The sequence below is a fragment of the Streptomyces sp. TSRI0107 genome (genome assembly GCF_001905845.1).
Classification (GTDB): domain Bacteria; phylum Actinomycetota; class Actinomycetes; order Streptomycetales; family Streptomycetaceae; genus Streptomyces.
In genome coordinates this window covers 187457-207975 of the sequence record NZ_LIVZ01000015.1, presented here as the reverse complement: position 1 = coordinate 207975, position 20519 = coordinate 187457, and the positions used below count along the sequence as shown (strand labels likewise).

At 71.0% G+C, this 20519-nt stretch carries 18 protein-coding genes; 6 read left to right on the top strand and 12 right to left on the bottom strand.

All coding sequences use genetic code 11. The features are described 5' to 3' along the window. Window positions 1–5 precede the first annotated feature (5 nt). The 3 genes from AMK31_RS34500 to AMK31_RS34490 are packed head-to-tail and all read left to right on the top strand — an operon-like array spanning window position 6 to window position 3350. Window positions 6–1928 carry an ATP-binding protein gene (locus tag AMK31_RS34500; RefSeq protein WP_073944677.1) on the top strand — a complete coding sequence of 641 codons (1923 nt, stop codon included), beginning with the start codon at window positions 6–8 and terminating at the stop codon, window positions 1926–1928. 1 nt (window position 1929) lies between these two features. Next, window positions 1930–2697 (top strand): CoA transferase subunit A, encoded by a 768-nt coding sequence (locus tag AMK31_RS34495; protein WP_073944676.1) that lies wholly within the window; start codon window positions 1930–1932, stop codon window positions 2695–2697. Beyond that, window positions 2694–3350: a CoA transferase subunit B gene (locus tag AMK31_RS34490; protein WP_073944675.1), complete on the top strand. Its 657-nt coding sequence runs from the start codon at window positions 2694–2696 to the stop codon at window positions 3348–3350. The genes AMK31_RS34495 and AMK31_RS34490 overlap by 4 nt, the downstream gene beginning before the upstream one ends. 253 nt (window positions 3351–3603) lie before the next feature. On the opposite strand, the gene AMK31_RS34485 is transcribed toward AMK31_RS34490, so the two are convergent. The 4 genes from AMK31_RS34485 to AMK31_RS34470 all read right to left on the bottom strand — a co-directional run bounded on the left by AMK31_RS34485 (window position 3604) and on the right by AMK31_RS34470 (window position 8895). After that, complete coding sequence (locus AMK31_RS34485) at window positions 3604–5100, bottom strand: ABC transporter substrate-binding protein (RefSeq protein ID WP_158074569.1); 1497 nt, start codon at window positions 5098–5100, stop codon at window positions 3604–3606. Between the two features lie 99 nt (window positions 5101–5199). After that, a complete protein-coding gene (locus AMK31_RS34480) occupies window positions 5200–6027 on the bottom strand; it encodes an ATP-binding cassette domain-containing protein (protein ID WP_073944674.1) in 828 nt (275 codons plus the stop codon). Further along, on the bottom strand, window positions 6011–7957 hold the full coding sequence (locus AMK31_RS34475) for a dipeptide/oligopeptide/nickel ABC transporter permease/ATP-binding protein (protein ID WP_107468806.1): 1947 nt from the start codon (window positions 7955–7957) through the stop codon (window positions 6011–6013). The genes AMK31_RS34480 and AMK31_RS34475 overlap by 17 nt, the downstream gene beginning before the upstream one ends. Continuing rightward, the gene (locus tag AMK31_RS34470; protein ID WP_073944673.1) at window positions 7954–8895 is read right to left on the bottom strand and encodes an ABC transporter permease; all 942 of its coding nucleotides are present in this window, start codon (window positions 8893–8895) and stop codon (window positions 7954–7956) included. Before AMK31_RS34470 ends, AMK31_RS34475 begins: the two co-directional genes overlap by 4 nt. Window positions 8896–9211: 316 nt before the next feature. Between AMK31_RS34470 and AMK31_RS34465 the strand changes: the two genes are divergently transcribed. From AMK31_RS34465 to AMK31_RS34455, 3 genes are all read left to right on the top strand, one after another. Further along, complete coding sequence (locus AMK31_RS34465) at window positions 9212–10588, top strand: FAD-binding oxidoreductase (RefSeq protein ID WP_073944672.1); 1377 nt, start codon at window positions 9212–9214, stop codon at window positions 10586–10588. A 39-nt stretch (window positions 10589–10627) separates the two neighbouring features. Continuing rightward, a complete protein-coding gene (locus AMK31_RS34460; protein ID WP_073944671.1) occupies window positions 10628–11449 on the top strand; it encodes an alpha/beta fold hydrolase in 822 nt (273 codons plus the stop codon). A 205-nt stretch (window positions 11450–11654) separates the two neighbouring features. After that, a complete protein-coding gene (locus AMK31_RS34455) occupies window positions 11655–14039 on the top strand; it encodes an ATP-binding SpoIIE family protein phosphatase (RefSeq protein ID WP_158074568.1) in 2385 nt (794 codons plus the stop codon). Window positions 14040–14108: 69 nt separating this feature from the next. Here the strand turns inward: AMK31_RS34455 and AMK31_RS34450 are convergent, their stop codons facing one another. The 8 genes from AMK31_RS34450 to AMK31_RS34415 all read right to left on the bottom strand — a co-directional run bounded on the left by AMK31_RS34450 (window position 14109) and on the right by AMK31_RS34415 (window position 20515). Then, complete coding sequence (locus tag AMK31_RS34450) at window positions 14109–14753, bottom strand: OmpA family protein (protein WP_073944669.1); 645 nt, start codon at window positions 14751–14753, stop codon at window positions 14109–14111. An 11-nt stretch (window positions 14754–14764) separates the two neighbouring features. Beyond that, the gene (locus tag AMK31_RS34445) at window positions 14765–15346 is read right to left on the bottom strand and encodes a hypothetical protein (protein WP_073944668.1); all 582 of its coding nucleotides are present in this window, start codon (window positions 15344–15346) and stop codon (window positions 14765–14767) included. A gap of 34 nt (window positions 15347–15380) precedes the next feature. After that, window positions 15381–15980, bottom strand: coding sequence for a pilus assembly protein TadG-related protein (locus tag AMK31_RS34440; protein WP_073944667.1), 600 nt, complete (start codon window positions 15978–15980; stop codon window positions 15381–15383). Then, window positions 15977–16195, bottom strand: coding sequence for a Flp family type IVb pilin (locus tag AMK31_RS34435; protein WP_073944666.1), 219 nt, complete (start codon window positions 16193–16195; stop codon window positions 15977–15979). Before AMK31_RS34435 ends, AMK31_RS34440 begins: the two co-directional genes overlap by 4 nt. A gap of 138 nt (window positions 16196–16333) precedes the next feature. After that, window positions 16334–17140 carry a response regulator transcription factor gene (locus tag AMK31_RS34430; protein WP_073944665.1) on the bottom strand — a complete coding sequence of 269 codons (807 nt, stop codon included), beginning with the start codon at window positions 17138–17140 and terminating at the stop codon, window positions 16334–16336. 30 nt (window positions 17141–17170) lie between these two features. Then, window positions 17171–18376: a sensor histidine kinase gene (locus tag AMK31_RS34425; RefSeq protein ID WP_198948629.1), complete on the bottom strand. Its 1206-nt coding sequence runs from the start codon at window positions 18374–18376 to the stop codon at window positions 17171–17173. Between the two features lie 268 nt (window positions 18377–18644). Beyond that, window positions 18645–19532, bottom strand: coding sequence for a DUF5936 domain-containing protein (locus AMK31_RS34420; RefSeq protein ID WP_073944663.1), 888 nt, complete (start codon window positions 19530–19532; stop codon window positions 18645–18647). 41 nt (window positions 19533–19573) lie between these two features. Then, a complete protein-coding gene (locus AMK31_RS34415) occupies window positions 19574–20515 on the bottom strand; it encodes a type II secretion system F family protein (RefSeq protein WP_073944662.1) in 942 nt (313 codons plus the stop codon). Window positions 20516–20519: the final 4 nt, after the last annotated feature.

Genomic DNA, 20519 nt, shown 5'->3' with positions numbered 1-20519 from the left:
TCACGATGCCGTCCACCCTGACATCGGTCCTGGTCGCCAACCGCGGTGAGATCGCGCTGCGGATCTTCGGCACCGCCCGTCGGCTCGGCCTGCGCACCATCGCCGTCTACACCGACACCGACTCCGCCGCCCCGCACGTGCGGGCCGCCGACGAGGCGGTGCGCGTGTCCAGCTATCTCGACATCGACGCCGTCGTCGCGGCCGCCGTCGCCACGGCCGCCGACGTGGTCCACCCCGGCTACGGCTTCCTGTCGGAGCGGGCCGCCTTCGCCGAAGCGCTCGAGAGAGCCGGGGTGCGGCTGGCCGGGCCGAGCGCCGCGGTCATGGAGCGCATGGGCCGCAAGGACGCCGCCCGCGAAGTCGCGGTCGCCGCCGGGGTGCCGGTGGTGCCGTCGTACTCCCTCGACGACGACCCGGCGGGCTTCGCCTACCCGGTCCTCGTGAAGGCCGCCGCCGGCGGTGGCGGCAAGGGCATGCGCGTGGTCCGCTCCGCCGACGGCTTCGCCGAGGCCGTCGCGGCGGCCCGGCGCGAGGCCGCCGGCGCCTTCGGCGACGACACCCTCCTGATCGAGAAGTACGTCGAGTCGGGCCGCCACCTGGAGGTACAGGTGATGGGCGACAGCCACGGCACCGTACTGCACCTGTGGGAGCGCGACTGCTCCACCCAGCGGCGCCACCAGAAGGTCATCGAGGAGGCGCCGGCACCCACCATCCCCGCCGCCACCCGGGCCCGCCTGACCGCGGCGGCCGTCGACCTGGCCCGCGAGGTCGGGTACGTGGGGGCCGGCACCGTCGAGTTCCTTCTCGACGCCGCGACGGGGGAGTTCTACTTCCTGGAGATGAACACCCGCCTCCAGGTGGAGCACCCGGTCACCGAGGCGATCACCGGCCTCGACCTGGTCGAGCTGCAGCTCCTCGCCGCCGCGGGCGAGTCGTTGCCGTTGACCCAGGACGACGTCGCGAGCACCGGCCACGCGATCGAGGCGCGCATCTACGCCGAGGACGCCTTCGGCGGCTTCCTGCCCCAGGCCGGCCGGGCCTCCTTCGTCCAGTGGCCCGAGGAGCTCGCCCGGGTCGATCAGGCGCTGGAGTCGGGCCAGGTGGTGAGCACCGCCTACGACCCGATGCTTGCCAAGATCATCGTGCACGGCCCCGATCGCGAGACGGCACGCCGCAGGCTTGTCGCCGCACTCGACCGCACCGCCATCCTCGGCCTGACCACCAACACCGGGTTCCTGCGGGCGTTGCTGGCCACCGACGAGTTCCGTGACGCGGTCATCGACACCGCCTGGCTCGACCGTCACGAGGTGAAATCCCCGCCGCAGGACACGGCCCGTGCGCTCGGCGCGTGGGTCGCGGCGCGCCGCCTCGCCGCGACCACCGGGCCCTGGGCGGGCGACGGCTTCCGCACCACCGCCGACGCCGCTCCGGCCCGCATCCGGCTGGACGTGCCGGTGCCGGTCGACCTCGCGGCGGGCACCGTCGACGGCCTGCCGGTGCGCGAGATCGCCCTCACCGACCACGACGGCATCGCGCGGATCGTGGCCGACCCGGGCGAGGGAGCGGTGACGGCGTACGTCGCCGCGCACGGCGCCGGTCTCGAAGTCGTCTGCCACGGCCAGCGGCACGTCCTCGTCCCACCGGACCGGGTGACCGGCGGTGCCGTGGCCGCGGGCGACGGCACGGTGGCGGCACCGATGCCGGGCACCGTCGTCCACGTGCGGGTGGCGGTGGCCGACCGGGTCGCCCAGGGCGACGTGCTGGGCGTGATGGAGGCGATGAAGATGGAGGTCACCCTGACGGCCCCGTGCGACGGCACGGTCAGCGTCGTCAGCGCGCGGGCGGGGGACCAAGTCGCCCTTGGCGCACGGCTCTTCGAGATCGCCGCCACGCCGAGCGGCACCACGGCCCCCGCGACGGAGGACTGACATGGACAAGGTCAGGGCGTCGGCGGCCGAGGCGGTCGCCGACATCACCTCGGGCAGCACGATCGCCTTCGGCGGCTTCGGGCTCTGCGGCATCCCGGCGGTGCTGATCCGGGCGCTCCTGGAGACCGGGGCCGGCGACATCGAGGCCGTCTCCAACAACGCCGGCGTCGACGACTGGGGCCTCGGCCTGCTGCTCGGCGCCGGGCGGCTGCGGCGCATCGTCGCCTCGTACGTGGGGGAGAACAAGGAGTTCGCCCGGCAGTACCTCTCCGGTGAGCTGGAGGTGGAACTCACCCCGCAGGGCACGCTCGCCGAGCGGCTGCGCGCGGGCGGCTCCGGCATCCCCGCCTTCTACACGGCGTCGGGCGTCGGGACCCAGGTCGCCGAGGGCGGCCTGCCGTGGAAGTACGACGCCGACGGCAACGTGGAGATCGCGAGTCCCCCCAAGCCGACCGCGCGCTTCGACGGCACCGACTACGTCCTGGAACGGGCGATCGTGGCCGACTACGCCTTGGTGCGGGCCTGGAAGGGGGACCGGCACGGCAATCTCGTCTACAAGGACTCCGCCCGCAACTTCAATCCGCTGGCGGCCATGTCCGGCCGCATCACCATCGCCGAGGTGGAGGAGCTGGTGGAGCCGGGTGAGATCGCCCCGCACGACGTGCACACCCCCGGGGTCTACGTCCACCGCGTGGTCGCCCTGGACCCCGGGCAGGCCGCGGAGAAGCGGATCGAGAAGCGGACGGTGCGGACGGAGGCCCCGGCATGAGCTGGAACCGCGAACAGATGGCGGCACGGGCCGCCGCCGAGCTGTCCGACGGCATGTACGTCAACCTCGGCATCGGACTGCCGACGCTGGTGCCCAACCACGTGCCGGCCGGCGTCGAACTGGTGCTGCAGAGCGAGAACGGCATCCTCGGCACCGGCCCGTACCCGAGCGAGGACGCGGTCGACCCCGACGTCATCAACGCGGGCAAGGAAACCGTGACCGTGCTCCCGGGCGCCTCCTACTTCGACTCCGCGACCAGCTTCGGGATGATCCGCGGCGGGAAGATCGACGCCGCGATCCTGGGCGCCATGCAGGTCTCGGCCACCGGGGACATCGCCAACTGGATGATCCCCGGCAAGATGATCAAGGGCATGGGCGGAGCCATGGACCTCGTCCACGGCGCCAGGAAGGTCATCGTGCTCATGGAGCACCTGGCCAAGGACGGCTCCTACAAGATCGTCAACGACTGCTCGCTGCCCCTCACCGGCAAGGCGGTGGTCCAGCGGATCATCACGGACCTCGGCGTGTTCGACCTCGTCGACGGCACAGTCGTCGTGGTCGAACTCGCCCCGGACGTGACCCTCACCGAGGCACAGCGGGCGACCGAACCGCCGCTCACGCTCTCGCGGAGAGGAACGCCGCGCCTGCGGTGACATGACGACCGGTCACCGGGCACGACAGCGCTGCCGCGCACGCATCACCGCGTGCGCGGCAGCGCTGGTTCTGTGCACCGGTGTGTCCGTGCATCGTCGTGTCCGTGCACCGGTGTTTCCGTGCACCTGTGCCGTGTTCGATCAGCATGTCGAGTCCGTGTCCTGCATCCGCACCCACAGCAAGACGACCGCCCCGAGAACAGCCGTAGCCGTTCTCGGGGCGGTCGTCTTGTGGGAAGACCTCAGTGAGCGCTCAGGACGCCGGCCGCCACTTCAGGACGTCGATGGCTCCCGCGGATCCGATGGTCCCCACGTTGGTGATGCCCTTGGTGAAGATGTACGTGGGGGTGTCGGCGACGGGGACGAACCAGGCGTTGTCGACGACAGCCTTGTTGAGCTCGACCGCGGCGCTGCGCTGCCGGCTCTCCTGTGCCCGGGCCAGCTTGTCGAACGCGCTGGTCACCTCCTTGCCGCGGCTGTTGAACGGGTTCAGAGGAGACACCGGGGACGCGAAGTTCTGCAGCGCGTTGGTGAACATGTCCGTGCCGGTGTTGAACATCACGACGGGGAACCGCTTGCTCGACATGTCCGAGATCAGCTTGTTCAGGTCGGTGCCGACACTCTTGATGTCGGCCCTGACGCCGATCTTCGCGAACTGCTGGGCGAGGGCCTGGGCCACGGTGTCCATGTCGAGGAGGCTGGTCGACAGCACGTTCATGGAGAAGCCGTCGGGGTAACCGGCCTCGGCGAGAAGCCGCTTGGCCTTGGCCGGGTCGTAGGGATAGCGGTCGTTCAGAGCCTTGTCGTATCCGTCGGTGCCGCGCGGGGAGATCTGCGTGGACGCCTCGTAGGCCCCACCCAGCGCCTTCGCTATCGCCTTCCGGTCCACCGCGTGGTTCAGTGCCTGCCGCACCTTGAGGTCGCCCAGTGGCTTGTTTGTCTTGCCGGCACGGTCGACCAGGAAGAGCGTCTGGTTGAACCCCGGGCCCTGGATGGTCCGGGCCCCGGCCGACCGGGCCTGCTGCGCGAGGGCCCCGGTGGCGTTCATGTCGACCTGGATCTGACTGCCGCGGAGCGTCTGGAGAGCGGTGTTCGGGTCGGGGAGGACCTTGACGACCACCTTGTCGTAGTGAACCGCGGCCTTGTTCCAGTAGTGCTCGTTCTTGACGAAGGTGTAGTGGTCGCCGTCGACGGTCTGAGCCGGGTCCATCGTGTAGGCGCCCGCACCGAACATCTGTGAGGAGAGCTTGCCGGGGGAGGCGAGGCCGGCCGGGCTGATGATGTCACCCCAGTTGGCCACCTGACTGAAGACGGTCGGCAGGATGGGGTTGGGCTGGCTGAGGGAGACGGAGACGGTCTTGTCACCCTTGGCCCGGACCGAGGTGATCCCCGCCATGTAGTGGCTCAGCGGACCAGGGTTCTTGAGGTAGTACGTCAGGGTGTCGACGACCGACTTGGCCGTCACGGCCGTTCCGTCGGCGAACTTGGCGTCGGTCCTGATGGTCATCTCGAAGGAGGTGTTGCCGCTTCCCTTGTACCCCCACTCGGTCGCCAGACCGGGGCTGTAGGAGCCGTCGGAATTCATTCTGATCAAGGGTTCGTAGGCCAGCCACTGCACGATGTTCTGGCCGCCGTTGCCGTTCTTTCCCGGGTTGAGGCTCTGCGGCTTGGCGCCGATGCCGATCGTGAGTGTCCCGGTGGAGTCACCGGGCAGGTCTTCTCCACCCGTACCGCAGCCCGCCGCGGTCATCGTCAGAATGGTGACGGCCGCCATGGCGGAACGGCGCCGTCGCGTGCGGGCCTGGGCCGGCACAGAAGTGTTTCGGGGCATTTTTTCTCGCTCCTCGTGTCAGGCCATGGTTCGCTGCGCCACGCTGTGGCGCCGGGCCCGCGCCGCTGCCTGCGCGTCCGGGTCGGCCACCGGTGCCGAGGCGAGCAGGGTGCGCGTGTAGTCGTGCCGGGGCTGCGCGCAGACAGCCCCGGTCTGTCCCGTCTCGACGATCCGGCCGCTCTTGAGCACGGCCATGCGATGACAGAAGTGGCGTACGACCGCGAGGTCGTGCGTGATGAACAGGTACGCCAGTCCGAGCCGGTCCTGGAGGTCGGCCAGCAGGTTGAGGACCTGGGCCTGCACGGACAGGTCCAGGGCGCTGACCGCCTCGTCGCAGATCACCAGGTCGGGCATGGGGAGCAGGGCCCGGGCGATCGCGATGCGCTGCCGCTGTCCACCGGAGAACGCGGCGGGGAACTTGTCCGCCGCGTCCGGGGAGAGCCCGACCTGCTCGAGCATCTCCAGGACCCGTCGCCGTACTTCCTGACGGGTGAGCCCGGTGTCCGTGGCCAGGGTCTCCCCGACGGACTGGGCGATGGTGCGCTGCGGGTTGAGGGACGAGTACGGGTTCTGGAACACCACCTGGATGCGGCGGCTCAGTCCCCGCCGGTCCCGGGCACTGAGCCGGGTGATGTCGGTCCCGTCGAACAGGACGCGACCGGAGGTCACCGGCACCTGCCCGAGCAGGGTCTTGCTCAGCGTGGTCTTGCCGCTGCCGGACTCGCCGATCAGGCCGAGCGCCTCACCTGGTCGCACGTCCAGGCTCACGTCGTGAAGAACCCGCTTCAGCTTCCTGCCCCGGCCGTACTCCACCGTGAGCCTGTCGAACTCAACGAGTGCTGACATCGAGTGCCTCCGTGGCCGGCTCGGGAAGAAGGCAGCGATGTGCGCGGTCCTTCGACGTACGGGTCAAGGTGATGGGGCTGCTCGTGCACTCGTCCTGGCGGCGCGGGCAGCGATCGGCGAAGTGGCAGCTCGACGGCCGCTCACCCGGAGCCGGCACGGTGCCGGGAATCGCGGGCAGCTTCGCGCGGAAGCGGGCGACGGAGGGGGAAGCGCCGAGCAGAGCCCGCGAATACGGATGGCGGGGGCGCCGGAAGAACTCCCGCACCGGCCCTTCCTCGACCGTCTGGCCGGCGTACATGACGACGGCACGGTCACAGATGTCGGCGACCACACCCCAGTCGTGGGTGACCATGAGAATGGCCATGCCCCTCAAGTCCCGCAGGGAGAGGATGAGATCGAGGATCTCGGCCTGCACGCTGACGTCGAGGGCCGTCGTCGGTTCGTCGGCGACGAGCACCTCGGGGTCGCCGATGAGCGCCCGGGCGATCGCCACGCGCTGCGCCATGCCGCCGGACAGCTCGTGCGGGTACGACTTCATGACCCGGTCGACCTCAGGCAGTTGGACCAGCGTCAGCAACTCGCGGATGTGCGCTTCGGCCTGGCGTCGCCCACCGCGGGTGTGGTGCCGGGAGAGCTCGGTGAGCTGGGAGCCCACGGTGAAGGCGGGATCCAGTCCGGCGACGGGCTCCTGCGGGATGTAGCCGATGGAACGTCCCCGGAGCCGGGCCATGCCGCGCTCGGTGAGGTGGAGGGCGTCGCTGCCGGTCAGGGTGTACGCGTCGGCCGTCATCTCGACACCGGGCGGCAGCAGCCGCATCAGGGAGAGAATCACCGTCGACTTGCCGCAGCCGGACTCGCCCACCAGACCGACGATCTCCCCGGGTTCGATGTCCAGGTCGAAGCCTTCCACGAGCTCGGCGCCCGCGGCGTGGACGGTAAGACCTTCGACACGCAGGACCGACTCCTTGCGGCCGCCCCCGGGAGCCGGCTTCGGCGCGCCGCTGCGCACTCTGGTGATCATCTGCCGCCAGGAGCCGGCGGCCAGACGACTGCGGTCGGAGGCGGCGTCGCGGGCGCTGTCACCGATGATGCCGAACGCGAGGGCGGTCAGGATGATCGTCAGGCCGCTGGGCACCAGCAGCCAGGGCTGCTGGTAGATCGCCACCGAGGCGTCGGTGACGAGGCCGCCCCAGCTCGGATTCGGCGGCTGCACGCCCAGCCCCAGGTAGTTCAGGCCGCTCTCGACCAGCAGGGCCGACGCCGCCAGCAGCGCCGCCTGGATGAGAACGGGACCGAGGACCCGCGGCAGGATGTGCCGGCGGACCACCTGCGCCGGTGTCAGCCCCGCCACCACCGCCGCCCGGACGTAGTCGTCCGTCCTGACCGCCCTGGTGCAGGCCCGCACCACGCGGGCGAGTCCGGCGGACGCGAGCACACCGAACGTGAGCATCGCGGCGGTCTCGTTGCGGCTGAAGATGGCCAGCACCACCAGCAGGGTGACGACCAGGGGGATGGCCATCACGATGTCGCAGCAGCGCATGACGAAGCGGTCGACGAGGCCTCCCTTGTAGCCGGCGACGAGGCCGAAGAAGAGGCCCAGGGCCACGAAGACGCAGACGACCTCCGCGACGGCGAGCAGACTGGTGCGTCCGCCGTAGAGGATGCGGCTGAGGACGTCCCGGCCGAGTTGATCGGTGCCCAGCAGGTGCCGGGCGGTGGGGCCCGAGTAACTGGCGGACAGGTCCTGGGAGACAGGGCCGTACGGAGCCACCCAGGTGGCTGCGAGGGAGCCGGCTGTGATGAGCGCCAGCCAGGCGGCGGCCAGGGCTATGGCGGGCCGCCTCATGATGCGGCGCCAGATGGGGGTGTCGGGCGCGGTGGCCGGCATGGTTGCCCGCACTGCGTCGGCGCGGCCGATGGCGTCTTTCACAGGTCTTCAGTCCTCGGGCTCAGCCATGCGGTGGCGATGTCGGTCAGGAGGTTCGATGCGACGACGATGAGCGTGTAGTAGATGACGGCTCCGACAAGGAGCGGCAGGTCGTGCTGAGTTGTCGCGGTGACGGTCAGCTGGCCCATGCCGGGCATCGCGAAGACCTGCTCGACGAGGATCGTGCCGCCGAGGAGGCCGATCATCACGATGCCCACGACCGGGATGACGGAGGGCGCGGCGTTCTTCAGACAGTGGCGCAGGACGACGCTGCGCCCGGGCAGTCCGTTGGCGCGCAGCGCCCGCACGTATTCCTGTCCCATGACGTCGACGAGGGCGCCACGGGTCTGCTTGGCGATCGTCGCTATGGCGCCCAGGCTGAGGGCGCAGGTCGGCAGTATCAGGGACTGCACGAACCCGCCCGGGTCCCGCTCGAACGGGACGAAGCCGGTGGCGGGAAGCCAGGAAAGCTTCACCGAGAACACCAGCACGAGCAGGAGGCTCAGCCAGAACGTCGGAGTGCTCATCGCCACCAGGGCGACGCTGTCGGCGGCACGAGCCGACGCACCGCCCCTGAGCGCGGACAGCAGACCGATCAGCACACCGACGGTGGCGGCGATGGCCGTGGCTCCCAGGACCAGGGTGAGACTGACGGTGAGCCGGGACCCGAGAATCTCCCGCACCGCACCGCCGGTGAACAGTGAGTTCCCGAGGTCGCCGTGCACCGCGTCGCTCAGCCAGTGGGTGTACTGAGACCACAGAGGCCGGTCCAGTCCCATTTGGGCACGCACCTGGTTGTACGCATCGGGATCGGTGTTCGTGCCGAGTATCACGCGGGCCGCGTCTCCGGGCGCCAGCCAGGCCAATACGAATGCGAGTGCCGAAACGATGCGCAATGACGGGATGGACCACAAAAGGCGCCGAAAAACCAGTCGAACCATATGGACGCTCCTATCGCGTGGTTCAAGCTGCGTCGGGTGGAGAGATGACAACACGCCGATAGGTCGTAATGAACGGAGAGAATTCACATTTCCACGACTGCGCGATGGGCCCCTTCTCCAGGCGAATCGGCTGTCGGCCTTCCCGGGCCGGCAGCGGTCGGGGAAGGCGCGACGAGCGGGATTGTGCAATTTCTCCGAGAGGGGGCGCGGACTGGATGTTCTCTCCGTTCGGTTCCGTCGCACGCCGTGTTTCGATCGTCGCAAGCTGTGCGCCACGGGCCCGCTACGAGCCCGTCGATCCGTCGAGAGGACCACCATGAGCGCCCCCGTCGTACGCGCGATCCTCCAGCACATTCCGGTGGACCGGGTGCTCACCACCCCGGAGAGCGTCGAGGGACTGAGTCACGACCAGGCCGCCTGGGCGCCGTACGGCCGTCCGGTGGCCGTGGTGCGGGCGACGTGCACTCAGGACGTCGTCGCCGTGGTCCGCGCCTGCGTCGAGCACCGCACCCCCGTCGTCGCGCGCGGCGCGGGCACGGGACTGTCCGGCGGGGCCAACGCGATCGACGGATGTGTGGTGGTGGCGCTCGACGCCATGGACGAGATCCTCGAGGTGAACCCGCTGGAACGGCTCGCGGTGGTCCAGCCGGGCGTCGTCAACGACCACCTGCGGGCGGCGGTGGCCGGGCACGGCCTGTGGTACCCGCCGGACCCGGCCAGTGCCCCCTGGTCGACCATCGGTGGCAACGTCGCGACGAACGCGGGCGGGCTGTGCTGCGTCAAGTACGGCGTCACCCGGGACTACGTCCTCGCCCTGGAGGTGGTCAACGGGCTCGGTGAGGTCGTGCGCCTGGGGCGGCGGACCGCGAAGGGGGTCGCGGGCTACGACCTGGCCGGTCTCATCGTGGGGTCGGAGGGCACGCTCGGCATCGTCACCGAGGTGACCGTACGGCTCCGGCCGCTGCCCGCCCCGGCGACGACGATCGCCGGCTTCTTCTCGTCGCTCACCGACGCCGGCGCCGCGATACGCGCGATCGCCGCCGCGGGGCTGACCCCGTCGGCGCTCGAACTCGTCGACCGGCACTGTCTGCGCGCCGTCGACGACTGGAAGAACATGGGGCTCTCGGCGGAGGCGGACGTCGTGCTCCTCGCCCGCGTCGACGAGCCGGGCGAGGCCGGGCGGGCGGAGGCCGAACGCGTGGTCGCCTGCTTCCGGGAGGCGGGCGCGGGGTGGGCCGAACAGTCGACCGACGACCACGAGGCCGAAGCGCTGCTGGCCGCCCGGCGCCTGGCCTACCCGGCCCTGGAGCGGCTGGGACCGGTGGTGACGGAGGACGTCTGCGTCCCCAGGGAACACGTCCCGGAGATGCTCGGCAGGATCGAGAAGACCGCCGCCCGGCACGACATCCTGATCGCGAACGTCGCGCACGCCGGCGACGGCAACCTGCACCCGGTGCTGGTCACGCAGCCCGGGGACGAGGCGGCGAAGACCCGTGCGCAGCGAGCCTTCGACGAGATCATCGCCGACGCGATCGCGCTCGGCGGGACGGTCACCGGGGAACACGGTGTGGGACTGCTCAAGCGCCCGGGGCTCCTCGCGGAGGTGACGCCCGAGGTGATGGCGATGCACCACGCGGTGAAGCGGGCCCTCGACCCGCACGGCGTACTCAACCCAGGCAAAGTCCTTTCCTGACCCAAGACCCCCTCCCTTACGAAACGGAGAATCAAGCTCATGGCCTCCATCGCCGCAGACGACGGCATCCGTCTTCACTACACGGAGGCGGGGGATCCCTCCGGGCGGCCCGTCGTCCTCCTCTCGGGCTTCAAGGGGGCCGCGACGAGCTGGCTCTACCAGGTCGGCCCGCTCGCGGCAGCGGGATACCGGGTGCTCTCCGTCGACCTGCGCGGCCACGGGAGAGCCGACCGGCCGGCGTCGGGCGTCGACATGGCACGCCGCGGACAGGACGTGCGGGCCTTCCTGGACGCCCTCGACCTGCGCGACGTCCTGGCCGTCGGCGGCTCGATGGGCGGCAACACGATCTGGTCGTACGTCTCCCAGTTCGGCGCCGACCGCCTCGCGGGCATCGTCGTCGTCGACCAGACCCCGAAGATGCTGAACACCGCCGACTGGCCCCACGGCTTCTACGGCTACGACGAGTCGAACGTCGAGACGTACTTCGCCGAGCGCATACCCGAGACCGGCCACGGCACCCCGCTCTGGCGGCGCGGCATGCGGCTGGTGCGCCTGGTCAGGGCGATGAAGGGCGCCCAGCGCACGCTCACCCCGGGAGACCTCGTCCTTCTCGACGATCACGCGAAGGCCGATTGGCGACCCGTGATCGCGGCGACCGATGTACCGGTGCTCTTCACCGCGGGAGCCGAGAGCGAGCTCTGGCCGTCGTCGCACGCGGCCGCCGCGGCATCGCTCGCACCCCGGGGCTCGTCGGTCGTCATCGCCACCGCCGGCCACGGCACCAACATCGAGCAGCCGCAGGCGTTCAACAAGGCTCTCCTCGACTTCGGGAGCGCGCTCACGGTGCCCCGGAGGCCTTGACCGCGGCCGGGGCCGGTCCGGGTGGGCGGCGCGTCGAGTGCGGAGCACCGGACAGGGGTACCCCGTCAACCAGGGCTCATCGCGCTCCGGCAGGTCCGTGCCGAGATGAGGGAAAGCCCTACCGAAGTGGGTTGATGTCATGGGCAGCTCGGCCGCATCGGTCCCCCCGGAAAAGGCCACGAGGGCCATGCCCGGGGACGGGACCGTGATCGCTCTGGTGGACGCGGAAGGCGTGATCGTCGGCTGCGCGGGGGAGACAGGCCCCGTCCTCGGCTGCCCGGTCAAGGACGTGCTCGGCCGGCCGATGGCGCGCTTCCTCCCCGAGAGCCAGGACGCCGACCGGCCGACGGCGGCGACAGGGCTCACCGGGGGCCGCCAGGGCTGGATGGGAATCGTCGCGGGGCACCGCCCCGACGGCCGCCCCTGCCGCCTGGGCGTCTTCACCTGGCCTCTCTCCGGCGACCTCGAAGCCGCACACCTGGTCGCGCTGGTCGAGGTCAGCCAGCGATCGTGGTGGGACGCCAGCCTTCCCGCCCTGCAACGGTTCTTCAACGACGCTCCGATAGGCATATCGATAACGGATCCCCACCTGCGGAACGTCTGGATCAACAGCGCGTTGGAACGGATCATCGGCATCCCGGCAGCACACCGGGCCGGGAAAATGCTCTCGGAGCTCAGCGAATTCCCCAGGGATCTGACGCTCGCGGTGGAGAGCGCCATGCGCGGCGTGATCGAAACGGGAAAACCGGTTCTGGACTACGAGTATCTGCTGAGATCACCCGCTCACCCCTACCGCGACCGCGCCTATTCGGCGTCGTTCTTCCGCCTTGAGGACGCGTTCGAACAGACGCTTGGGCTCTGCATGGTGATCGTGGACGTCAACGACAGATGGCGAGCCCGGGAACACCTCGCCCTGCTCAACGAGGCGGGGGAGCACACCGGCCGCACCCTGGACGTCGCGGACGCGGCGCAGGCACTGGCCGACATCGGGGTACCGCGGCTCGCCGACCGTGCCGTCGTCGACCTGCTCGACGTGGTGCCCGAGGCCGGGCGACCGTACCTGCCCCGGTCCGGCGAACCGCTCGTCATGCGCAGGGCCGGTCTTCGGTCCGCCTCCGACGCCGGCCTCGGCCCCATCGCGCCCACGGGCGAGCTGCAGAGCCACGGCCCGGCGTCCCCGTACAGAAGGTGCCTGGTCGACGACGTCACCTACACAGGCCCGGACATGGGTGCCGACCCCGGCGCCTGGAAAGCGGTGAGTTCCGCCCGCTCGGTGCACGACGACGCGCTCGCCGCGTCGGTGATCACGGTTCCGATCAGCGTGCCGAACCGCCCGCTGGGCGTCGCCACCTTCGTCAGGCGGCCCGAGGAACCCTTCGAGCACGACGAGCTTCTGACCTGCGAGGCGGTGGTGCGGCGCGCCGCGGTCAACATCGACAACGCCCTGCGCTTCGCGCACGAGCGCACCACGGCGCTCGCACTGCAGCGTGAGCTCCTGCCCCGAGGTCTCACCGTGTCCCCGACCGTCGAGGTCGCCTCTTGTTACGTCCCCGCCCAGTCCAGCAACGGCGTGGGTGGCGACTGGTTCGACGTCATCCCCCTGTCGGGGGCCCGGTCGGCGTTCGTCGTGGGAGACGTCGTGGGCCACGGGGTCCACGCGGCGGCCTCCATGGGGCGCTACCGCACGGTGATACGGACGCTGGCCAACATGGACCTGCCGCCCGACGAAGTGCTCGCTCACCTGGACGACTTGATCATCGGCATGGAGCCCGGGTCGGCGACGGACGAACCACAGGAATTGGCCGGAATCGGAGCGACCTGCCTGGTCGCGATCTATGATCCCGTCGGCCGGTCCTGCTCGATGGCCAGAGCCGGGCATCCGCCACTGGCGATCGCGGCACCGGACGGCACCGTCAGCTTCCCCGAGCTCCCGGCGGGACCTCCGCTCGGCCTCGGCGGTCTGCCGTTCACCTCGACGGAGGTCCAGGTCGAGGACGGCAGTGTGCTGGCCCTGTTCACCGACGGCCTGATCGAGACACGTGAACGGGACGCCCATGCCGGTCTGCGTCAGCTGGCGGCGGTACTGAGCCGGCAGCGGCAGCCGCTGGACGCCCTGGGGCAGAGCGCCCTGGCGGCCCTCGTCGACGGTTCCCCCGAGGACGATGTCGCTCTGCTCCTCGCACGGGTCCACGGGCTCGGACCGGACAGCGTCTTCACCTGGTCCCTGCCCTCCGACCCCAAGGCGGTGACGCTCGCCCGGTCGGCTGCCGTCGACTGCCTGCGGGAGCGACAGCTGGGGGCACTGGAGTTCGAGGTGGAACTCACCGTGAGCGAACTGGTGACCAACGCGATCCGCTACGGCTCCGGCCCCGACCTGAGACTGCGCCTCATCCGGAAGGACGCCGGAGTGATCTGCGAGGTCTCCGACGGCGCCAACACCTCCCCGCGGCTGCGCCACGCCCGTACGACCGACGAAGGCGGGCGCGGGCTGTTCCTCGTCGCCCGGCTCGCACACCGTTGGGGCACCCGGTTCAAGCAGGAGGGGAAGACCGTGTGGGCGGAGCTGAACGTGCCCGACGCGTCCAGGTGATGCGAAAGGCCCTCCGCGCGCCAACGGGGGGGGGAGATGCAGCGCGCGGAGGGCAGTCTGGGGGGAGCCTCAGCTTCGGACGCGAGGGAAGCCGATCTCGACGCGGCGGTTCTTGCTGCGGCCGGCCTCCGTGGAGTTGTCCGCGACGGGGTACTGCTCGGCGTAGCCGCGTACGACGAAACCGATGTCCGGGTCCTTCAGCTCCCGGGCGAGAACCTTCCGGACGGCGTCGGCGCGCTGCTCGGACAGGACGACGCCGTGCTCGTGGGTGCCGAGGTTGTCGGTGAACCCGGACACCCGGACCTCCCGCGGCCTGTGCTTCTCGATCTCCCCGGCCACCTCCTCGATGCGGGACCTCGCCCGATCGCTCAGCCGGGCACTGTCCCTGCCGAACAGCACCTCGGCCTGCAGGGCGAACGTCACGTCCGTGTTCGTGTCCTCCCGGCGCTCCTCGCCGCCCTGGTCCTCGACCACGAACTTGACGTCCAGCACTTTGGGTGCGGCGAGGGTGGCGTCCTCCGGGAGCTTGAGGTCGGGATCGTTCGGATCGACCTTGACGGGGGCGGACGCCGACGGCTCCGGGCTCGGAGGGCCGTCGGTACCGCCGTCGGCGCGGGCCGCCGCGGCACCGTGAAGGTCCACGGCCACGAGGAGGGCGGCGGTCGTGAGGACGGGAGTCAGCCGCGGGCGGAGGCGGCTCGGGGTGCGGGTCATGGTGGGCTGCCTCACCCGGAGATCTTGATCGTGCCGGCGGTGAAGGCGGGGAGGTGCAGGTCGACGTCGCCCGCACTCGCCGGCGGTGCGGGGAACTGCATGAAGACAGGGATGGTCTCACCTGCTCCGATCGTCGTGAGGCCCGTCGTCGTCAGGGGCCGTCCCTCCGTGTCACGCAGCACGTAGTAGCGCTTCCTGCCCTGCGGGTCCACGAGGGTGGCACCGCCCAGTGAGGAGCCGTGCCTGAGGATCGCCGTCTCGTCACCGCGCAGCTTGGCCGGGACGACCTGCGACTCGGGCCCGTCGTTCGCGAGCTCCCCGGCCACCGTGAGGAAGCCGCCCGGATCCCGCTGGGCGGAAGTGATCCGCAGGAGCAGGCCGTGCGGGCCCCGCATCTCGGCCAGCGGGGCCTGGGAGCGCTGCTGCTGAGGCCTCGCATCGGCTCTGCTGCCCGGTGACGCCGAGGCGGACGTGTCCGGCACCTTGTCGTCGCCACCCACGCTGTCGCAGCCGGCCACCCCGAGGGCCAGACCGGCCGCGACGGTCACGACGGCCATCCCTCTGCGGGCCTTCGCGGTCGACCGCATGCTCATCACCGTGCTTCCTTCGTCGCTCGTCGTTCGCTTGTCAGTCGGCCAGGTGGACATCGAAGAGGTCCTGGGGCTCCGGCAGTTCGGTCAGGTGCTCCGGGTCGAGATCCCAGACCTCGTCACCGCAGGTCAGACGCGGCAGTGCGGCGGACTCGGCGTCTTCGGACAAGGGCTCGAACGTGCAGCGCGGCACGACCACGGCCCTGGCACGGGCCTCGGAGCGCTCGTCCTCCGTACCGGGCACGACCGACTCGCCCACGGTCTCGTCCGTCTCGACCTCGACCACGTAGGCGAGCCGTCCGTCCGGCACGCACCTCAGCACATGCGCTTCGTTGCGCGAGGCCAGCTCGTCCGCCCGCAGGCACGGCGAACGGACCTCCCGCCCGTGCCCGTCGAAGATCTGCTGCCACTTCGCCGGGTCGAGTACGTCTTCCGACCACTCGTCGGCGAGCTGGTCACGCCTGTCCTGGGCCGCCGCGAGGGCGGCCGCGTCGGTCGCCGTCTGCGCGGCACCTCGGTTCACCGTCGCCTGCCCGACCGCGAAGTAGGCGAGCGCGAGGAGGAGCAGGCCCCCGACCACCGTGATGTAGACCGGGAAGGCCTGCCCCGCGTCGCCGTGACGTCGCAGTCGGATCAACTGCCGTTGCCGACCTTGTCGATCTGCTGGGTGATTTTGTCGAGGATCGACTGGCCGATGTCGGTGCCCGTGATGGCCAGCACGATCGCCACCACCACCGCGATGATGCCGAGGTACTCGACAGCGGTCTGTCCCCGGTCGTCGGCGCGGCGCTCCATCGCCTCGATCGCGGTGCTCTTCCAGCGAAGCACGGTCTGCATCATCCGGTCGCTCATGGTGTTCTCCTCCGGTGTCGGTATCGGTGCCGCTTGCGACACCGGAAACGTAGGCCGGAACGCTCCTTCGCTCCGAGGGCCCCCAGGCCCCATCCCGACCCCAAACAAGGACCCACCCGCTGCCCGGCCGCCATGGCGTCATCGCAGGTCACCCACCCCTCGTGACGGCAGGCCCGAGGCCGTGCCCAGCCACTTCGCGACGGCCTCGGCACGGCTGGTGCTGTGCAGCTTGGCGAAGATGCGGTTGATGTGGTTCTTGACGGTCTTCTCCGCGATGAAGCAGGTCGCGGCGATCTGCTGATTGGTCATGCCGGACGCGATGAGGTCCATGATCTCCACCTCCCGCGCGCTCAGCCGGAACCTGGACCGGTCGACGAGGGGCGGTCCTCCGAAGGGCGCCTGGGGCGAGTACGGACCATGCGGCACCCCTGGGAGCGGGCCCGGCACCGTCGCCTGCTCCCGGCCGGGGCCCTGGCCCTCGCGCAACCGGGCCAGCAGGGCCCCCGCCGCCGTGGGCGTGAAGTGGGCCCTGCCCTCCTTGCTGCCCCGTACCGCCGCCACCAGCTGGTCCGCCGTGAACTCGCCGTAGACCAGATAGCCTTGCGCGCCGCGGCTCATGGCCTCCTGGACCGTCTCGGCCTCGGCGCTGTAGGTGAGCATCATGACCGGCGCCATCCCCACCAGGTGCGGCAGCACCGATATGCCGTCCACGCCGGGCATGCGGACGTCGAGCAGGACCACGTCCGGGCGGTGCTCGTGCGTGGCCTCCCAGGCGGAGCGGCCGTCCACGGCCTCCGCGACGACCGTGATGTCCGCTCGCTCGGAGAGCAGCGCCCTCAGGCCGGCGCGGACGACCGGGTTGTCGTCCGCCACGACGACGCGCAGAGGCGCGGGCGGGCTCGCGTGCTGAACGGCGTCGAAGGGGTTCGGTGTCGGGTCGGACATCGGCGGCCTTTTCTCAGGTCGTGGACGGGCTCATGCTGTCGGTGGTGGTACCGGGGCGGTCAGGGCGCCCAGGGGGAGCTCCAGGCGGACCTCCGTGCCCTTCGGATGGCTGCCGCGACCGATGCGGATACGGGCGCCCACGGAGGCGGCGCGCTCGACCATGCCGATCAGGCCGAAGTGGCCCGAGAGGCGCAGCTGTTCGAGCGTGGTGCCGGGAGGCAGGCCGCGTCCGTCGTCGTGGACGCTGATGCGCAGTACGTCGCCGTGCACGCCCGCGAGGACGTCGACCCGGCTCGGCGCGGCGTGGCGCTGGGCGTTCTCCATCGCCTCGGAGGCGATGGTGAGGAGCTGGCGGGCCACGGCGGGCGGCACCAGGGGCACGGGGTGTTCGCCCGTCCGGCGGTAGGTGGCGGGCAGACCGGTGCGGTGCCCGAAGTCACGGGTGCGGGCCGCCAGTTCGGCCAGTACGTCCGTACCGTGACGGGGATCGTGCTCGCGGCGCAGGTCGGCGAGGAGTTCACGGCCCTCGGTCGCGGCTCGGCGGGCGGAGCGGGCGACCAGTTCCGCCTGCTGCCTCACCAGGGCCGGATCCATCCGGTCGGCGCCCGCCGACCCCGCGAGACGGTCGGCGGCCAGCGCCACGCCGTGCAGGGTCTTGGTCACCGAGTCGTGCATCTCGCGGGCCAGCCGGGCCCGTTCGGCGCCCACCGCTTCCGTGACCGCCAGCCGGGCCCGGACCGTGGTCAGGGCCCAGGTGGCCTCCCCGAAGTGGAGCAGCAGATCGCGCAGGCTGACGCCGGCCGCGCCCGCGATGACGCACAGGCCGGGGAAGAGAGCGGAGTGGGCCGGGTTCGTGGACGGCCCCTCGGAGCCCGCGGTCACGAGGAACAGGATCAGCGACTGCAGCGAGGCGAACAGGGCCGCGCCGAGCCGGCCGTAGACGAGGCCCGCGAGGAGGGGCGTGCACACGCACACGTAGGCCAGCGGGCTGTCCGGGCCCGCCGCGATCAGGAGCAGCGAGCCGAACAGGGTGTCCAGGGCCAGGAGGGCGGGGTGCCGCAGGAGGAGCGGGCCGAACCGCTCCCAGTCCCGGAACAGGACGTAGGAGCCCATGAAGGTGACGACGACGGCCGCGCCGACCAGGCGGGTGGCCAGGCCGGGGGCGGCGTTGAGCAGGGCGGCGGGAGCGGAGAGGGCGATCATCGCCAGGCGGAAGGCGAACACGTGGCGGCACATCGCCTGCAGCGCGCTGATCTGGATCTGCTCCGGTGCGGGGCCCCGCGGGCGCCGGCCGGTGGCCTGGGACCCGGTCGTGGGGGCGGGCGCCTCCGATGGGTCCTGCGGGCCCAGCGACCCCTGAGGGCGGGGCTCGTTTCCGGCGGCTGCCGGGAAGACCGCGCCCGCGCGGGGCGTGGTGATCTCGGCGGCCCTCGGGCGGCGGCGGAGAAAGCCCCGGCGTCCGGCGCGTTCCTCCTTGGGCTTCATGGTCGCTCGGCCCCTCGTCTCACTTGCCCGTGAGGGAGCCGAAGTCCACGCCGGAGCCCAGGATCAGACCCGCCCCGAGGAGGATCATGGTGGCCGGGACCATGAAGGTGGTGATCATCATGGTGGCCTTGGGGACCGCGCGGGCGGCCTTGCGGCGGGCGTTCTGGGCGTCGGTGCGGCGCATGTCCTTGGCGAGCGCCACCAGGGTGTCCACGATGGGGGCGCCCAGTTCCTCGCCCTGCTGGAGCGCCGTCACGAACATGGCGACCTGCTCCGAATCGTTTCGCCGCCGCAGCTCGGCGAAGGCCTGGCGGCGGCTCATGCCGAGGTCCATCTGCCGCAGGGTGATGCGCAGTTCGTCCGCCCAGGGACCCTCGTACCTGGACGCCACCCGGTCCAGGGCCTGGCGGAAGCCGAGACCCGCGCTCACCACGACCGCCAGCACGTCCAGGAAGTCCGGCAGCGTCCGTTCGATCACGTCCTTGCGGATGCGGACGGCCGACCAGATGCCGACCTCCGTCCAGAACATCCCGAAGGCGAAGAGGAGCAGCGCGACGATGTACTGGCCGCGCGTCAGGAACACCAGTCCGCCGACCGCGCCCAAGAAGCCGTACACCGCCCGGCGGGCCGCGTAGCGGTCGATCGTCAGGCCGCCGGGATTGCCGGCCAGGTCGATCCTGCGCCGGTACCTGGCGACCGTCCCGGGCCCCATCAGACGCAGCACGGCCGGGGCGTAGCGCATGCCGAGTCGGTCGACCAGGGAGTCCACCGGGCCGGTGCGCGTCACACCCACTTCCAGGGCCAGCGCGAGATCGTCGGGCAGTACGGCTTCCGCCCGGTACACGCGGATGCCGGTGAAGACCCCCCAGACGCTGAGGCCCGTCACCAGGGCGAGGAGCAGTGCCATCCCTGCCTTCTCTCCTGTTCGTGAGTCGTTCGTCCCGCGGGTCAGACGTCGATGCGGGACAGGCGGCGGATGAGGACGAAGCCGACGGCGTACAGGGCGAACGCGGTGATCACCGCGATCTGGCCGACCGGGGAACCGGTCATGCGGTCCAGAGCCCCCGCCTTGACGCCGTTCATGAGGAAGAGCGCGCCGACGCCGAGCACCGGCACGGCGTACGACGTCATGTTGACCTGGGACAACTGCGTGCGGATCTCGCGCCGGGTCTCCTTGCGCTCCTCCAGCGTCTCGGTCAGGTTGCGCAGGGCGGACACCACCTGGCCGCCGGCCCGGTTCGACAGCACCAGCGTCGTGACGAGGACGACCAGTTCACGGGAGGGGAGGCGATCGGTCAGCTCGCCCAGGGCGTCGTCCATCGACGCGCCCAGCGCCAGCTGGTGGGCCACCTTGGCCAGTTCCTGACCGGCCGGGGCCTCCAGTTCCTCCGCCGCCATCCCGATCGCGGTGCGCAGGGCGAGGCCGGCCTGGGTGGCGTTGGCCAGGATGCGGGCCAGTTCCGGGAGTTGGCCGATGAAGCGTTCGATGCGCTTCTGCCGCTGCCAGTTGAGGAACTGCACCGCCACCCAGACGCCGAGGAGCCCGGTGAGCGGGCCGAAGAAGGGGGCCAGGGCGGCCTGGCCGATCAGCCAGAGCGCGACCACCGTCGCGCACATGTACGCGAGGAACTCGCCCGGGGTGAGGTCCAGACCGGTCGCCGCGAGACGCAGCTCCAGCCGGCGGCCGAGGCGGGTGTGGCGCAGTCGCCGGTCCAGGCTCCGGAAGCGGCGCCGCCGGCCGGTCGCGACCTGCCCGGTCCGGGACAGCCGGTCGGCGAGTTCCGCCCGCTGGGCTCTGCCCATGGCGTAGGCGTGCAGACCGGCGACGGCCAGGACGCAGGCCAGCAGGGTGACGCCGGTGGTCAGGGGAACGAGGGTGCTCAGATCCATGGGG

Excerpts from the sequence above, each read along its gene's own strand:
- AMK31_RS34495 (WP_073944676.1), top strand. The coding sequence starts at position 1,930 with ATGGACAAGGTCAGGGCGTCGGCGGCCGAGGCGGTCGCCGACATCACC.
- AMK31_RS34460 (WP_073944671.1), top strand. The coding sequence starts at position 10,628 with ATGGCCTCCATCGCCGCAGACGACGGCATCCGTCTTCACTACACGGAG.
- AMK31_RS34420 (WP_073944663.1), bottom strand. The coding sequence starts at position 19,532 with ATGGCACTGCTCCTCGCCCTGGTGACGGGCCTCAGCGTCTGGGGGGTC.
- AMK31_RS34490 (WP_073944675.1), top strand. The coding sequence starts at position 2,694 with ATGAGCTGGAACCGCGAACAGATGGCGGCACGGGCCGCCGCCGAGCTG.
- AMK31_RS34425 (WP_198948629.1), bottom strand. The coding sequence starts at position 18,376 with ATGTGCCGCCACGTGTTCGCCTTCCGCCTGGCGATGATCGCCCTCTCC.
- AMK31_RS34465 (WP_073944672.1), top strand. The coding sequence starts at position 9,212 with ATGAGCGCCCCCGTCGTACGCGCGATCCTCCAGCACATTCCGGTGGAC.
- AMK31_RS34435 (WP_073944666.1), bottom strand. The coding sequence starts at position 16,195 with ATGAGCGACCGGATGATGCAGACCGTGCTTCGCTGGAAGAGCACCGCG.
- AMK31_RS34485 (WP_158074569.1), bottom strand. The coding sequence starts at position 5,100 with ATGACCGCGGCGGGCTGCGGTACGGGTGGAGAAGACCTGCCCGGTGAC.
- AMK31_RS34450 (WP_073944669.1), bottom strand. The coding sequence starts at position 14,753 with ATGACCCGCACCCCGAGCCGCCTCCGCCCGCGGCTGACTCCCGTCCTC.
- AMK31_RS34480 (WP_073944674.1), bottom strand. The coding sequence starts at position 6,027 with ATGTCAGCACTCGTTGAGTTCGACAGGCTCACGGTGGAGTACGGCCGG.
- AMK31_RS34445 (WP_073944668.1), bottom strand. The coding sequence starts at position 15,346 with ATGAGCATGCGGTCGACCGCGAAGGCCCGCAGAGGGATGGCCGTCGTG.
- AMK31_RS34470 (WP_073944673.1), bottom strand. The coding sequence starts at position 8,895 with ATGGTTCGACTGGTTTTTCGGCGCCTTTTGTGGTCCATCCCGTCATTG.
- AMK31_RS34500 (WP_073944677.1), top strand. The coding sequence starts at position 6 with ATGCCGTCCACCCTGACATCGGTCCTGGTCGCCAACCGCGGTGAGATC.
- AMK31_RS34430 (WP_073944665.1), bottom strand. The coding sequence starts at position 17,140 with ATGTCCGACCCGACACCGAACCCCTTCGACGCCGTTCAGCACGCGAGC.
- AMK31_RS34415 (WP_073944662.1), bottom strand. The coding sequence starts at position 20,515 with ATGGATCTGAGCACCCTCGTTCCCCTGACCACCGGCGTCACCCTGCTG.